This window comes from uncultured Kushneria sp., assembly GCF_947497025.1.
Lineage (GTDB): Bacteria > Pseudomonadota > Gammaproteobacteria > Pseudomonadales > Halomonadaceae > Kushneria.
Genome location: NZ_CANMFC010000002.1, coordinates 196543 through 210741, shown reverse-complemented (window position 1 = coordinate 210741; position 14199 = coordinate 196543). Strand labels below are relative to the sequence as shown.

Sequence of the window (14199 nt, the reverse complement as noted above, 5' to 3'; positions counted from 1 at the left end):
TCTGTCATTAAATTGTCATGACTCTGCGCGATGCTGGCGACAACATGGCGCTGCCAGGCAGCGCCCCTGATCCGTGTACGGAGTCACCATGGACATTACCAACGACCCTCACAGCCAGCATATTTCACGTCAGTTCAATCAGGAGCTGGAGTCACTGAAGACCCAGCTGCTGGCGATGGGGGGGCTGGTAGAGCGCCAGATCAACGAGGTTATCGCCGCGCTTCTGGAGGGCAATTTCGAGGCGGCCGAGCGGGTGCGTGACAACGACCGTGAGGTCAACAACTTCCAGCTCGACATCGATGACGAGTGCGCCCATATTCTGGCCCGTCGCCAGCCCACCGCCTCCGACCTGCGGCTGGTACTGGCCGTCACGCGTGCCACCTCCGATCTGGAGCGCATGGGGGATGAGGCCAACAAGATCGCCCGTCACGCCCTGAGTCTGATCGAGGAAGGTCTGACCAGCCGCGGTTTCACCGAAATTCGCCATATCAGCACCCGCGTACGGGACATGGTCCGTCAGGCCCTGACCGCCTTTGCCCGCATGGATGTACCCCTGGCGCGCGAGGTACTGGGGGAGGACGAAATCGTTGATCAGGATTACCAGACCGCCATGCGCTCGCTGGTGACCTTCATGATGGAGGACCCGCGCTCGATCAGCTCGGTGCTCAACGTCATGTGGATTCTGCGCTCGCTGGAGCGTATCGGCGATCATGCCGATAACCTGGCGGAATCGGTGGTGTATCTGGTCGAGGGTGACGACATTCGCCACGCCAACAGCACCCAGCCGCCACAAGGCAGCACGCCAACGGCCTGAGCACTTCCCTTTCCTGACACCTGCCGACCCTCTCTGCGAGGATCGGCGGGTATGCTAATCTGCCTGCCCACCCCTTTTGATGACTGGATAATCCTTTAATGGTGTATGCCGTCTCTGCGCTGGGGCGCGGGTTTTCCATGGTGCTCTCGCCCGGGCTTCGAAGTTACGTCGTGATCCCGCTGCTGGCCAATCTGGCCATTTACGCGCTGATGTTTACGCTGGTCATCCAGCGTTTCTCCGGCTGGGTCAACTACTGGATGGCCAGCGTGCCGGGCTGGCTCGAGTGGCTGGAATGGTTGATCTGGCCGCTGGTGGTGCTGTGCCTGATCATCGTGCTGGCCTTTACCTTTACGGTCGTGGCCAACCTGATCGCCTCACCCTTTTACGGGTTTCTGGCCGAGAATGTTGAAAGGCGTCTGTCCGGTCAGCAGGAGAGCATTGATGACCGCTCGCTCTGGCGTCAGGGCATCGACAGTCTGAAGCGCGAGATTCAAAAGCTGGCCTGGATGGCCCCCCGAATATTGCTGCTGCTGCTGATCGGGTTCGTCCCCGTGCTGCATCTGGTGGCGCCGCTGTGCTGGGCGCTGTTTTCCATCTGGAGCATGTCGATTCAGTATCTGGACTACCCCATGGACAACAACGGGGTGAGCTTTCCCGACATGAAAAAACGCCTGAGCGCGCGCTGGTGGCCGACGCTGACCTTTGGCGGCGTGGTCTCCGCCCTGATCTGGATTCCCATCGTCAATCTGCTGGTCATGCCGGCTGCGGTGGCAGCGGGCGTCATGATGTGGCGGCGTCATTACATGGCGCTGCCGGTGCCGCAATAGACCCTGTTTCGATGCAGGCGTCATGCAGGCAGGCGTGAACAACACTGCTATGATGCGACCCTGCCGTCGTCACATGATGTGACATGTCGCATGAAACGCCCGTCAGGGCCTGCACAGTGACTCGTGTCGTATGGCGTTTTGAAGCCCGGATCACCTCACCGTCCTGACGGAACCCAACATGTCAAAATCCCTGCTTGCGGGGCTGGCGCTGGCCATGACGCTGGCCGGCTGTGCCAGTACGCCAGCACCGACCCCGACGCCCGTGGTCGATACCGATGCCATCGACCGCATTTTCAGCAATGTCCCGGTCATCGAGGACACCACCCCGCCCCGGCGTTATACCCCGGCGCAGGGGGCCACACTCGAGCGCCGCAGCGGCTATCGGGTAGATCACTCGGTGTCCTCACCCGGGCAGAATCAGCGCATCCGTTTTCTGGTGCTGCACTACACCGGCGGCGATGATACGGCCGCCTTTCGGGCGCTGACCGGCAACAGCGTCAGCGCCCACTATCTCGTCACGGCTTCGCCCGGTGAGTATCAGAATCAGCCGGTCGCGATGCAGCTGGTGGACGAGAACAAGCGGGCCTGGCATGCCGGCGTGAGCAGCTGGGGAGATCGTGTCAATCTCAACGATACCTCCATTGGCATCGAGATCGTCAATCGCGGCCACTACACCTCGCCCGACGGCATGGTCTGGGACCCCTATTCCCGTGCCCAGATCGAGCTGGTCACGGCGCTGGCCCGCGACATCGTCGACCGCTACCACATTGCTCCGGAAAACGTGCTGGGTCACAGTGACATTGCCCCGGGGCGCAAGGTGGATCCGGGCCCGTTCTTTCCCTGGCAGCGCCTTTATGAGGCCGGTGTCGGCGCCTGGCCCGAGCGCCATGTCGTGACGCGCTATCAGCGCGAGCTCAGTGCTTCACCCTTGTCCATGGCGCAGCTGCAGCGCGCGCTGGGTCTCTGGGGGTATCCGGTGAGCGTGACCGGCACGTATGACGAGCCGACCCGCAAGGCGCTGGGCGCCTTTCAGATGCACTTTCGACCGGCCGATACGCACGGCAATGTCGATGTGGAAAGTCAGGCCATTTTGCTGGCGCTGCTCGAGCGCTATCACGGTCTGGCTGATGTCCGCGCCGTGCGTCAATAAAGCGTGATGATCGCGCCTGCGCGTCAGGCAGGCGCCGTTTCCAGGCGGGTGACGGGAAAGATACAGCGAAAGCAGGCGCCCTCGCCGGGTTGGCTTTCGATATCGAGCCGGGCGTCGTGACGCAACAGCACGTGCTTGACGATGGCCAGCCCCAGGCCAGTGCCGCCACTGGCTACCGAGCGGCTCTTGTCGACCCGATAGAAGCGTTCGGTCAGCCGCGGCAGATGCTCGGGGGAAATGCCGTCGCCGTCATCGATGACCTCGACGGCGGCACCGTTCTTGTCCCATCGGCGATAGACGAGGGTGATATGACAGCCTGGCGGCGTATAGCGCACGGCATTGTAGATCAGGTTGGTCAGGGCGCTTCGCAGCTCTTCGACATCGCCAAACAGCCGCCGCGTTTCCTCGAGCCGGCAGGTGATCTCGTGGCTGCCGCCGGACAGCTCCTGGCCGTCTTCGGCGATCTGCTCACACAGTGCGGCCATGTCGATCGAGCGCTCGTTGTGGTGGCGCTCGCTGGTTTCCAGCCGCGACAGGGTCAGAAGGTCCTCGACCAGATGCTGCATGCGCACGGTCTGTTCCTGCATGCGGCTCAGACCGCGCTTATAGGACGCAGGAAGTGCGCCATCATTGTCCTGCCAGGTCTCGACATAGCCGGTCAGCACCGTCAGCGGCGTGCGCAGTTCATGCGAGACGTTGGCCACGAAATCGCGCCGCGTCTGTTCCAGACGCTGTAGCCGGGTGACATCGCGAATGATCAGAAGACGTTCGTCATCGCCGAAGCGGGTGATCTGGCACGACAGGGTGCGTGCCTCGTTGGTGGGTGCGCCGATCGTGATCGGCTCGCTGTAATCCATTTTGCGAAAATAGCGGATAAAGGCAGGATCGCGCAGATAGTTGGTCAGGTGATGGCCGCGATCGTGGCGACTGTCCAGTCCGATCAGACGCTCGGCGGCGCTGTTCCACCAGTCCAGACAGCCGCGTGAATCGAGCATGACCACCCCTTCGCTCATCGACTCGGCCGATTCCTGAACGCGCTTCAACACCGAACGCAGACGGTTTTGCAGCTGCTGCTGGCCCTTTTGATAGCGATAGAGCCGGTCAAAAAGATCGCCCCACACCCCTTCGCCATCGGGCGGACGCTGATCCACCGGCGCTTCCAGCCAGCGGTAGAGGCGCTTGAGGTGTCGAAGGGTAAAGGCGAGATGGATGCCCAGCCCCAGGGCAATGCCCCACCCCGGATAGCCCAGCAGGGTGCCCAGAATGCCGAAGCAGATGACCAGGTAGGCCAGCCGCCAGAGTTCATTGAGCCAGTAATGCATGTCCGACTACCGCGACGAGAAGCGGTAGCCGGTACCGCGGACGGTCTGCACCAGATGCTGATGAGCGTCCCCCAGCACCTTGCGCAATCGGCGAATGTGCACATCCACCGTCCGCTCCTCGACATAGACATTGCCGCCCCAGACCTGATCAAGCAGCTGAGTGCGGGTGTAGGCGCGCTCCTGATGGGTCATGAAAAACTGCAGCAGACGATATTCGGTCGGCCCGATCTCGAGTGCCCGGCCATCGACGCTGACGCGATGGCTGACCGGATCGAGCAACAGACCATTGACCTCAACGGTTTCTTCAACGCCTGCCGGCGTGGTGCGTCGCAGCACCGCCTTGAGGCGGGCAATCAGCTCGCGCGGGGAAAAGGGCTTGGTGATGTAGTCATCGGCGCCGCTTTCCAGCCCCTGAACCTTGTTGTCTTCCTCGCTGCGCGCGGTCAGCAGCACGATTGGAATATCACGGGTGGTGGGCTCGCGCTTGAGGCGGCGGGCCAGATCGATCCCGCTGACCCCGGGCAGCATCCAGTCCAGTAAAATCAGATCAGGGCGTTCATCGACGACCAGCTCATGAGCGGTGATGGCATCCTCGGCCTCGAGAATGCGAAAGTCCGCCATCTCGAGTGCCATGGCAATCATTTCACGAATCGGCGCTTCGTCGTCGACGATTAAAACGGTTCTGGACATGAAGGGCTTCCCCTGCCGGATAGCGATGGCGACTGCCGGGACGATGAACACGATGGAATTTCGTCATCGGCTTCGTCATGTGATCGTCATTCAAACGTCTTCATGTGACAACTTTATGACACCATCGACGGGCCTGACGCCATCACTTTCAGGGCATCAGGCCTGCCAGGTCGCCAGCGCGATGCCGGCAAACAGCAGCACGCCCACCCAGTGATTGTTCAAAAAGGCCTGAAAGCAGCCCTCTCGGGTGCGCGTGCGACAAAGCCGCTGCTGATGGACAAACACGGCGGCGATGGCGGCAAGCGCTACCCAGTAGAAGCCATCCAGCCCGGCCAGACGGCCCACCACGGCCAGCAACAGCAGCATCAATATCTGCAGCGCGCCCTGGATGACCAGATCCATGCGGCCGAACAGCACGGCGGTCGACTTGATGCCGATTTTCAGATCATCGTCCCGATCGACCATCGCATACCAGGTGTCATAGACCAGTGTCCAGACGATATTGGCAAAAAAGAGCCACCAGGCCACGGCCGGCACATGGCCCTGCTCGGCGCCAAAGGCCATCGGAATGCTCCAGCCAAACGCCGCCCCCAGCACCACCTGCGGCAGGTGGGTGTAGCGCTTCATGAACGGATAGCTGGCCGCCAGCGCCGCGGCCCCGAACGACAGCATGATGGTAAAGGTATTGGTGAAGCAGACCAGCACGAAGGCGATCGCCAGCAGGACACCAAAGAGGATCAGCGCCTCGCGCGCGCTGATGCGCCCGGTCGCCAGCGGCCGATCATGGGTACGCTTGACGTGGGCATCGAAGTGACGATCGGCGTAGTCATTGATCACACATCCTGCCGCGCGCATGACGTAGACCCCGGCAATGAAGATGATCAGGTTATGACGCGTGGGCAGGCCATCACCGGCCAGCCACAGCGCAGCCAGCGTCGGCCACATCAAAAGCCAGGTGCCGATGGGCCGGTCGAGCCGGGTCAGGCGCAGGAAGTCGGGGAGTCGAGCGAGGGGCGACGGCATCGTCGGGGCTCCAGTCAGCGTAAAAACAAGCGTGTCAGCGTGAAAGCATGAGTCTACCCGAAATGGCGGCGCGTCGAGCCCTTCACGTGTGATGGCCGCTGGCACTCGGTAAAGCGCTCGTGCACGAAATACTCCTGTACCAGCAGGGGCGCTCGCCCGGTGCCCAGGGCAAACAGGGAGCGCCGCCCCCACGTTACGGGCAGGGCCAGAAATCCGGGCGCGGCCCGAATCATTTCGAGACTGGAACGCTGCACCATGGCCTTGCGCGGTGCCCGGGCGCTTCTGGCAAAAAGCTGATGCCCGAGGGCCTGTGTGCCCAGCCCGGTCATCCAGGGCGGGCAGGCCTTGAGCGCCATGACCGAACGCGCGGCCACCAGCACTTCGCCTTTGGCTTCCAGAGTGACTTCCCGTCGCCAGACCCGCTGCCCGGCCTTCTGGCCCAGAGCGGCCAGTTCGTCATGACGGCCGCGACCCGGCCCCTGCGCATGCAGACGAACCGTGATGGGCGCGCCGACCCAACGGGCCAGCCGTGCTGTCAGGGAATCCCGCGAGCCCATCAGGGTTCTGAGCGGGTCTTCAAGATGGACACCGGACAGCGCCACCGGCTGCCAGTGCGCGAAAGTGGGAGAAAACCGGAAAGATTCGGGCATGAGTGAAACATCCGAAAGAGGGCCATCGGGTATCTTTTTGTACCCGGAGGGTAAAAATATCATCCATTAGGGGGGATATACGCCACAAAGTGCCATTTTGTGCAGTTTTGGCTGGCGTGAAGCGGGGCGGCGTTGCTAGTCTAGGCCAGTCGAACAGTGTTCGCCCTGCAAGGCCGGCCTCATGGCGCTGGTGCAGGGCAGTGAGCGACCCTTCGCGCACCCCCTTGCAGTGTGCGAATTCGATATAACAATGGGCGGCACCAAAAAATCGCCATGTTATTGCCCAACCAGGAGGCGTTATGCGCAAACCAGAACTCGCCGCGGCCATTGCCGAGCAGGCGGATCTTTCAAAGGACAAGGCAGGTCAGGTACTCAACGTCGTACTCGACGAGATTACCCGCAGTGTTGCCAAGGGTGAAGATGTCACCCTGATCGGGTTTGGTACCTTCACCGTACGTGAGCGCGCCGCGCGTACCGGCAAGAACCCGCAGACCGGCAAGGAAATCCAGATTCCTGCCAGCAAGAACGTTGCGTTCAAGGCCGGCAAGGGTCTCAAGGACGCCGTTTCCAAGTAATCCCCTCAAAAGGGTTACGGCGTTGATATCACCGGCTGCCCCAGGGCAGCCGGTGTTGTTTTATCAGGCCGGTGTCAGGCGCGCGCTGCGCACGCCTTTTGAGAGCTCACGCACCAGCGCATGAACGTCCCGGGTGCCGGCCTCCACGCTGTCGGCCTGCTCGATGCAGCTGATCAGGGCCGATCCCACTACCACGGCATCGGCAAAACGACCGATGGCCGCGGCCTGTTCGGCGCTGCGAATGCCAAAGCCCACGGCAATCGGCAGGTCGGTATGGGCGCGAATGCGCGTGATCGAGCGCTCGACGCTTTCCGGCGTGGGGGCGGCAGTGCCGGTGACACCGGCCACCGAGACGTAATAGATAAAGCCCGAGGTGTTTTCCAGCACCCGCGGCAGGCGCTTGTCATCGGTGGTCGGTGTGGCCAGACGAATGAAGTCGATCCCGGCCCGCGCCGCCGGCAGACACAGCTCGCTGTCATGCTCCGGCGGCAGATCCACCACGATCAGCCCGTCGATGCCGGCCTCACCGGCATCCTTCAAAAAGGCCTCGACGCCGTAGCGGTAGATGGGATTGTAATAGCCCATCAATACGATCGGCGTGTCCTGATCCTCGCGGCGAAACTCGCGCACCATCTCGAGCGTTTTCTGCTGGGTGTGCTCGCCTTTCAGCGCCCGCAGGGCGGCCTTCTGAATCGCCGGGCCGTCGGCCATCGGATCGGTGAACGGCATGCCCAGCTCGATGATGTCGGCACCGGCCCCGGGCAGGCCCTTGAGCGTGTCGAGCGAGGCCTGATAGTTCGGATCACCGGCCATGGTAAAGGTGACCAGCGCCGCACGGTCTTCTGCCTTCAATGCCTCAAGGCGGCGAGTAATACGTGTGGCCATTATTCGGTCTCCCCGGTCTTTTTCGCCACATCATGCGGCGGCTGCATGTCATCAATCCGGCCGGGCTCGGCGGCCTCGACCGTGGTGTTCGGCAGCTTGTCGGTATCGCCGTGCTGCTCGAGCCAGTTGGCAACGCTTGCCATGTCCTTGTCGCCACGCCCGCTCATGTTGAGCACGATCAGATGATCCCCGGGCAGACCGGGCGCAATCTTTTTGAGATGGGCCAGCGAGTGCGCCGACTCCAGCGCCGGAATGATGCCTTCGAGTTCACAGCAGAGTTTGAAGGCCTCGATCGCTTCGTGATCGGTGATCGAGACGTATTCAACGCGCTTCTGGGTATGCAGCCAGGCGTGTTCGGGGCCGATGCCGGGATAGTCCAGCCCCGCCGAGACCGAGTGGGCATCGGTAATCTGACCGTCAACGCTTTGCAGCAAAAAGGTGCGATTGCCGTGCAACACGCCCGGCTCTCCGCCGTTGAGACTCGCCGCGTGTTCGCCGGTCTCGATGCCGTGACCGGCCGCTTCCACGCCGATCATGTGGACGCTGTCGTCATCGAGCATCGGGTGGAAGAGCCCCATGGCGTTGGAGCCGCCGCCGATGCAGGCCATCAGCGTGTCCGGCAGGCGCCCTTCCTTCTCGAGAATCTGCTCGCGGGTTTCACGGCCGATCACGGACTGGAAGTTGCGCACCATCGCCGGATAGGGATGCGGACCGGCGACCGTGCCGATCAGGTAGAAGGTGGAGTCGACGTTGGTGACCCAGTCGCGCAGCGCCTCGTTCATGGCGTCCTTGAGCGTCCCGGTGCCGGATTCGACCGGGATGACCTCGGCGCCCAAAAGCTTCATGCGAAAGACATTGGGCTGCTGGCGCTCGATGTCGGTGGCGCCCATGTAGATCACGCACTCCATGCCAAAGCGTGCCGCCACCGTGGCGGTCGCCACGCCGTGCATGCCCGCACCGGTCTCGGCGATGATGCGACGCTTGCCCATCTTGCGGGCCAGCAGGATCTGACCGATGCAGTTGTTGATCTTGTGCGCGCCGGTATGGTTCAGATCCTCGCGCTTGAAGTAGATCTTCGCCCCGCCCAGATGTTCGGTCAGGCGCTGCGCGTAGTACAGCGGCGTGGCGCGGCCGATGTAGTCGCGCTGATAGCCTTCAAGCTCGCGGCGAAAGGCCTCATCGGTACGTGACCACTCCCAGGCCTCCTCGAGTTCGAGAATCAGGGGCATCAGGGTTTCGGCGACAAAGCGGCCGCCGAAATCGCCGTAGAAGCCGTTGGCGTCCGGGCCCCTTGAAAAGCGCGTGGTGGAATCAGTAGCAGACGACATGGTGATCTCCCTGTCCGTCATGAAGGTTGGTCATGAACGCACCAACTCATGAAATGGATATCAATGCGAACATCGATGATGGCCCTATCGTGACAGTTCAGGGCGCGGTATAACATCGATTAATTCGCTTCAATCATTGAGGAAAACTCACACCTTATGCCGGAATCCCTACCGCCGCTTAATGCGCTCAAGGCCTTTGAAGCCGCCGCCCGGCTGGGCAGTGTCACGGCCGCGGCCCAGGAGCTGAGCGTCACGCATGGGGCGGTCAGCCGTCAGATTCGTGCACTGGAAGCACATTTTGACGCCACCCTGTTTGAACGCGCCGGACGGGGTCTGGTCCTGACCCGCCATGGCCGCCAGCTGCATGCCGGCGTCAGCGAGGCCTTTACCACGCTGCGCGCGAGCTGTCGTGCCCTGAGCCGCGAGATCAAGGGCGCGCCCTTCACGCTGGCCTGCCCGGGCAGTCTGCTGGCGCGCTGGCTGATTCCGCGGCTGGATCGGCTGCACCGCGAGCTGCCCACACTCAGACTCAACGTGCTGGCCAGCGACGGCGAGCCCGACCCCAGGCGCGGCGATATCAGCGCGGCACTGGCCTTTATTGCCCCGCCATGGCCTTCCGATATTCAGGTGATCGAGATCACCGCCGAGAGTATCGGCGCGGTGGCGTCGCCCGGCATTGCCGCACGACTGACGCAGCGCCCGCCTGACGCGCTGTTCGAGGAAACCATTCTGGAGACCACCTCGCGTCTTCAGGCCTGGCCACAGTGGGCAAAGGCCTGCGGGCTCGATGAGGCGGCGTTGGACAGGGCTCGCCAGACCGGCCAGCGCTTTGAACATCTCTACTATCTGCTGGAGGCGGCGCTGGCGGGCCTGGGGGTGGCCATCGCGCCGCGACTGGTGATCGAGGGCGATCTGCACAGCGGCCGGCTGGTGGCGCCCTGGGGGTTTGTCGACACCGATGCAAGGCTCTGTCTGTTGCTGGGACGCGGTACGTCCCAGCAAAGCGGCGAGCAGCTGGCGGCGTGGCTGCGGCATGAACTGACGGCGCCGGCGTAAGCGTCCGCCAGGGGAATACCTGGCCTGCGCTAATCGAGGCGCTGTCGATAAAGTTCGCTGGCGCGGGTCAGGTGATTGCCCATGGCGCGCGCGGCGCCTTCAACATCATGGATGCCGAGATAATGCACGATGTCGCGATGCTCCCTGAGGGTGACGTCCTCGGCGCCCTGAAAGCTGACGATTGCGGCGTGATAGTCCTTGAGCCAGTGCAGCATGCCCCGGGCGGTCGCCGCGAAGATGGGATTGCCGGTCATGTCGGCAATCGCATGATGAAAGGCCATGTCACAATCGATAAAGGCTGCCCCGGTGGGCTGTTTTGCCATCTCGTCGATCAGTGATTCAAGGTGGGCGATATCCTCGGGTGTGGCCCGGGCCGCGGCCATGCGCACCATGCCGGTTTCGAAAAAAAGGCGTGCCTGTATGAGATGGCTGATGTTCTCCTCGGCGCCTGACAGCAGCAGTCGCGCGGTGGTATCGAACTGATCGATCATTGAGGAGACGCTGAACTCGCTGACGCGGGCACGCTCACCGTGGGAAATGGTGATCAGCCCCCGTGAGGCCAGACTCTGCATCGCTTCGCGAACGGCCGGACGCCCGACGCCGAAGCGGGTCATCAGCTCGCGTTCGGGCGGCAGCTGATCGCCCGGGCGCAGCGCCCCGCCGCGAATCTCTTCCAGCAGTCTGTCCAGCACTTCGTCGGAAAGCTTGCGCCGTCGAATCGGCTCGTCGGAGGTTGGAAGCATCGAAGCGATTTCCTTGTATCGAACACGTCATGACCAGCGTTCTGGCGTCATGACCGTATGATGGGCAGCCGCCTCATAGGCGGCGTCTACCAGTGCCAGCGTATTGTAATTGTCCCTGCCCGAGGTATCGGCTTCAACGCCTGCGCGATGACATTCAAGCCAGTGGGTCTGAAAGGCCACCACGCTGTCCTGAATGATGGTCCAGGGCGGCGTGCTCCAGTCCGGCGCCTGTGGCGTTACGTGATGCTCGACACAACCGTCAGGGGTGTGGATATACAGTGTTGCGTCTGCCATCAGACGCAGCGAGCCGCGGGAACCGTCGATATCGATCAGCGTCTGCGGGAAGGGGTCAGGGACGAGACGCGTGGCGTAGCTGCAATCGACCACCGAGGTAGTGCCGCTGTCGTGGCGCAGCATCATGGTAGCGACGTCCTCGCCGGCAATGTCCGGGTTCACGCGGCTCGTCTCGCAGCTCAGCCGGCGCACATTGCCAAAGAGCGCGCGGGCAATATCGAGTACATGAATGCCCAGATCCTCGATGATAAAGCGCTCGACGTGGGCCAGGTAGGGCTGGCTTTGATAGACATCAAAGCCGTTGCGATAGCTGATGCGCCCGAAAAAGGGCGTGCCGATCTCATCATTACGGACCCGTCGGATCACCTCGCGCACGGCGTACTGCCAGCGAAAGTTCTCGTGAATGCTCAGGCCAACGCCCTTTTGCAGACAGTATTGAATCAGGGCCTTCGCCCGATCGGGGGATCCGGCAAAGGGTTTCTGGCAGATGATGGCCACGCCGTGATCGGCGGCCAGTCTGACCAGCGAATCATGGGCCGGTGTGGGGGCGGCGATATCGACAAAATCGAGCCGACACTGCTCGAAAAGGGTTTGAGCCTCGGCAAAGGTGCGGGCCACGTCAAAGTTTGTCTGAAAGTACTCACGCCGCACCGGGTCCGGATCGCATACCGCCACGATGTCCACTTCCGGCAGCGACTGCCACGCCTTCATCTGGTTTTCGGCAAAAAAGCCGCAGCCGATCAGGGCACCTTTCATGTTGTTTCTCCCTTCATGTTGTTTCTCCCTTCATGTGGCTCTCCCACGCTGTTCCCGGCGGCCGGTAGGGCACGCTTATCGGTCCATTTAGGCCGGTAGTAGTGATGATGTCATCATACCAATGGTCGCATATCGGCTGGCCCCTCCTGTCACTATGCTCGATACCAGCGCTTCTGTGTGGGAGAGAGAAATGGACGATAGCTGCTGGGGGAAACGGCATTACGGCACGGCGCTGGCCGAGCCACCGATCACGCATCACGCCGTGGGAGCGCTGTCGTTTCACCGTCAGGCCGGCGCCCTGCGCACGCTTTGCTACCGCGGTATTGAATGCGTGCGCGGCGTCCGCCCGGTCATTCGCGACGACCAGTGGGGCACGCACAACCTCGTAACCGTGACCGAGCATGTCACCTCTCATCCAGGGAGCCTGCAGCTGATCCATGAGTTTGAGACGGGCGAGCGTGCACTGTCGGGCCGATTTGAAGCGCACATCAGTGCCTGCGGTGTCGAGATGTTTCTGACCCTGACGGCGGCTCGAACCCTTGCCACCTGTCGCAGTGGACTGATCGTGCTGCTGCCCCTTGACGGCGTGGTTGGTCACCCCGTGCAGATTACCCACGGCGATGACACTGAAAGAGCGTCACGCTTTCCCGAACGCATCAGCCCCGGCCAGCCCTTTTGGGATATCAAAAGGCTTGGCTACACCCCGCTGCACGGGCCTGCCGTCCGGCTGTCATTCAAGGGTGAGGTGTTCGAGATGGAGGACCAGCGCAACTGGTCGGATGCCTCCTTCAAGATCTACAGCCGCCCGCTGGCCTGGCCCACGCCCTATGTGATCGAAGCCGGTGAGACGGTGATGCAGGAATTGTCGATCCAGCTTGAGGAGAACGACCATGACGCTCGCTGACGTTCATCGGTGCACGCCTGCCCTGCTTTCAGACCGCTGCTTACCGCTGATCGGCTGCGGACTGTGGCTGGATCGCGAGGTAGAGTTTTCTCGCATCGAGCACTATCTCAAGGCCCTGCAGCCGCATCATCTGGACATTGTGCTGGATGTGGCCCTGCCGGAGGCCCGCACGCGGCTTGATGCCGTCATGACACTTTGCGGTGCACATGACGTGGCGCCCTGGCTATATGTGATCTGTGACGATGACGGGCCCGAGAGCGGCCTGGCCCGACTGGCCAGCTGGCTTGAAGAGGCCGGCGTGTCACCGGCCGGCATGCTGGTCACGCCGCGTGCCTATCTCAAGAGCCATCAGCCCGAAGGCCCCTGGCCTGACGGTGCCGGTCCTGAAATGGTCCGGGCGCTAGCGCGCCAGTACTGGCCGGCTCTGGCGCTGGGTGGTGGTTTTCCAACGTATTTCACCGAACTCAACCGCTGCCGTCCTGACCCGGATCACATCGATTTCATCACCCATGCCCTCTCACCGATCGTTCATGCCGCCGATGATGTTTCGGTGATGGAAACGCTGGAAAGCCTGCCGCATATCTTCAAAAGCGCCCGGGCGCTGGCGCCGGGATGCCCCTACCGGGTGACCACCAGCGCGATCGGGGCGTGGACCAACCCTTATGGCAAACAGCTCACGACCAGTGATGGCAATGAGCGCGTCACGCTCGGGCGATCGAGACCCGCGCCAGCGCGCCCTGTTCGGTGCGGCCTGGCAGACAGGCGTGGTCGCCCGCGCCGGTGAAGGCGGTGTAAAGGCGCTGACACTCTCCTCGCTGGGACCACCCCTTGATATGGCAGGCCATGTGCCGTACCCGCTTTTTCATGTACTGCGCGGACTGATCCGCGGCGGTGGTCAGCCGCTGCTGGTCTGCCCTGACGCCCCTTCCAACGTGGCCGCCGTGGGCTGGCAGTCGCCCGAAGGGGCGTTTGATGAGCTGTGGCTGGCCAATCTCTCCACCGAGCCGGTCCGTCTGGCGATACAGGGTGTTGCCATACGTGCTGCGGCACTGCTGGATGCGCACACCGACCTGGAAGACATGGCATGGATGGATCATTTAACCGCTGCCGGTGCACCGATGCCGCTGCCGGCGTTCGGGGTGTTGCGCCTGGTGCTTGAGTGATCCTTTGCGTCGCTATGCG

At 62.4% G+C, this 14199-nt stretch carries 15 protein-coding genes and 1 pseudogene; 8 read left to right on the top strand and 8 right to left on the bottom strand.

Annotated features, from left to right (window positions below):
* Positions 1–88 precede the first annotated feature (88 nt).
* The 3 genes from phoU (at position 89) to Q0931_RS04260 (ending at position 2791) form a co-directional block, all read left to right on the top strand.
* The gene (gene phoU, locus Q0931_RS04270) at positions 89–814 is read left to right on the top strand and encodes a phosphate signaling complex protein PhoU (protein ID WP_299257626.1); all 726 of its coding nucleotides are present in this window, start codon (positions 89–91) and stop codon (positions 812–814) included.
* A gap of 98 nt (positions 815–912) precedes the next feature.
* Entirely contained in the window at positions 913–1641 is a 729-nt protein-coding gene (gene cysZ, locus Q0931_RS04265) for a sulfate transporter CysZ (RefSeq protein WP_299257624.1), read from the top strand.
* Between the two features lie 178 nt (positions 1642–1819).
* Positions 1820–2791 (top strand): N-acetylmuramoyl-L-alanine amidase, encoded by a 972-nt coding sequence (locus Q0931_RS04260; RefSeq protein WP_299257622.1) that lies wholly within the window; start codon positions 1820–1822, stop codon positions 2789–2791.
* A 23-nt stretch (positions 2792–2814) separates the two neighbouring features.
* On the opposite strand, the gene phoR is transcribed toward Q0931_RS04260, so the two are convergent.
* The 4 genes from phoR to Q0931_RS04240 form a co-directional block, all read right to left on the bottom strand.
* Entirely contained in the window at positions 2815–4113 is a 1299-nt protein-coding gene (gene phoR / locus Q0931_RS04255; RefSeq protein ID WP_299257620.1) for a phosphate regulon sensor histidine kinase PhoR, read from the bottom strand.
* 6 nt (positions 4114–4119) lie between these two features.
* Positions 4120–4803 (bottom strand): phosphate regulon transcriptional regulator PhoB, encoded by a 684-nt coding sequence (gene phoB / locus Q0931_RS04250; protein WP_299257618.1) that lies wholly within the window; start codon positions 4801–4803, stop codon positions 4120–4122.
* A 156-nt stretch (positions 4804–4959) separates the two neighbouring features.
* Positions 4960–5826, bottom strand: coding sequence for a 4-hydroxybenzoate octaprenyltransferase (gene ubiA, locus Q0931_RS04245; protein WP_299257616.1), 867 nt, complete (start codon positions 5824–5826; stop codon positions 4960–4962).
* A 53-nt stretch (positions 5827–5879) separates the two neighbouring features.
* Complete coding sequence (locus Q0931_RS04240) at positions 5880–6476, bottom strand: chorismate lyase (protein ID WP_299257615.1); 597 nt, start codon at positions 6474–6476, stop codon at positions 5880–5882.
* 272 nt (positions 6477–6748) lie between these two features.
* Between Q0931_RS04240 and Q0931_RS04235 the strand changes: the two are divergent.
* Positions 6749–7051, top strand: a pseudogene (locus Q0931_RS04235) (HU family DNA-binding protein); the annotation flags it as partial.
* Between the two features lie 63 nt (positions 7052–7114).
* Here Q0931_RS04235 and trpA read toward each other — a convergent pair.
* Complete coding sequence (gene trpA, locus Q0931_RS04230) at positions 7115–7936, bottom strand: tryptophan synthase subunit alpha (RefSeq protein ID WP_299257613.1); 822 nt, start codon at positions 7934–7936, stop codon at positions 7115–7117.
* Positions 7936–9264, bottom strand: a complete 1329-nt coding sequence (gene trpB / locus Q0931_RS04225) for a tryptophan synthase subunit beta (protein ID WP_299257611.1) — start codon at positions 9262–9264, stop codon at positions 7936–7938. The genes trpA and trpB overlap by 1 nt, the downstream gene beginning before the upstream one ends.
* Before the next feature lie 156 nt (positions 9265–9420).
* Here trpB and Q0931_RS04220 point away from each other — a divergent pair, with 156 nt between their 5' ends.
* Positions 9421–10320: a LysR family transcriptional regulator gene (locus tag Q0931_RS04220; protein WP_299257609.1), complete on the top strand. Its 900-nt coding sequence runs from the start codon at positions 9421–9423 to the stop codon at positions 10318–10320.
* A gap of 29 nt (positions 10321–10349) precedes the next feature.
* Here the strand turns inward: Q0931_RS04220 and nanR are convergent, their stop codons facing one another.
* Entirely contained in the window at positions 10350–11063 is a 714-nt protein-coding gene (gene nanR, locus Q0931_RS04215) for a transcriptional regulator NanR (RefSeq protein ID WP_299257607.1), read from the bottom strand.
* A 27-nt stretch (positions 11064–11090) separates the two neighbouring features.
* Positions 11091–12113, bottom strand: coding sequence for a Gfo/Idh/MocA family oxidoreductase (locus Q0931_RS04210; protein ID WP_299257605.1), 1023 nt, complete (start codon positions 12111–12113; stop codon positions 11091–11093).
* 190 nt (positions 12114–12303) lie between these two features.
* On the opposite strand from Q0931_RS04210, the gene Q0931_RS04205 reads away from it, so the two are divergent.
* From Q0931_RS04205 to Q0931_RS04195, 3 genes are read left to right on the top strand one after another with little or no spacing between them, the layout of a single operon-like run.
* Positions 12304–13017 carry a hypothetical protein gene (locus Q0931_RS04205; protein WP_299257603.1) on the top strand — a complete coding sequence of 238 codons (714 nt, stop codon included), beginning with the start codon at positions 12304–12306 and terminating at the stop codon, positions 13015–13017.
* Positions 13004–13801: a hypothetical protein gene (locus Q0931_RS04200; RefSeq protein ID WP_299257601.1), complete on the top strand. Its 798-nt coding sequence runs from the start codon at positions 13004–13006 to the stop codon at positions 13799–13801. The genes Q0931_RS04205 and Q0931_RS04200 overlap by 14 nt, the downstream gene beginning before the upstream one ends.
* On the top strand, positions 13710–14180 hold the full coding sequence (locus Q0931_RS04195) for a hypothetical protein (protein WP_299257599.1): 471 nt from the start codon (positions 13710–13712) through the stop codon (positions 14178–14180). The genes Q0931_RS04200 and Q0931_RS04195 overlap by 92 nt, the downstream gene beginning before the upstream one ends.
* The last annotated feature ends 19 nt before the right edge of the window (positions 14181–14199 follow it).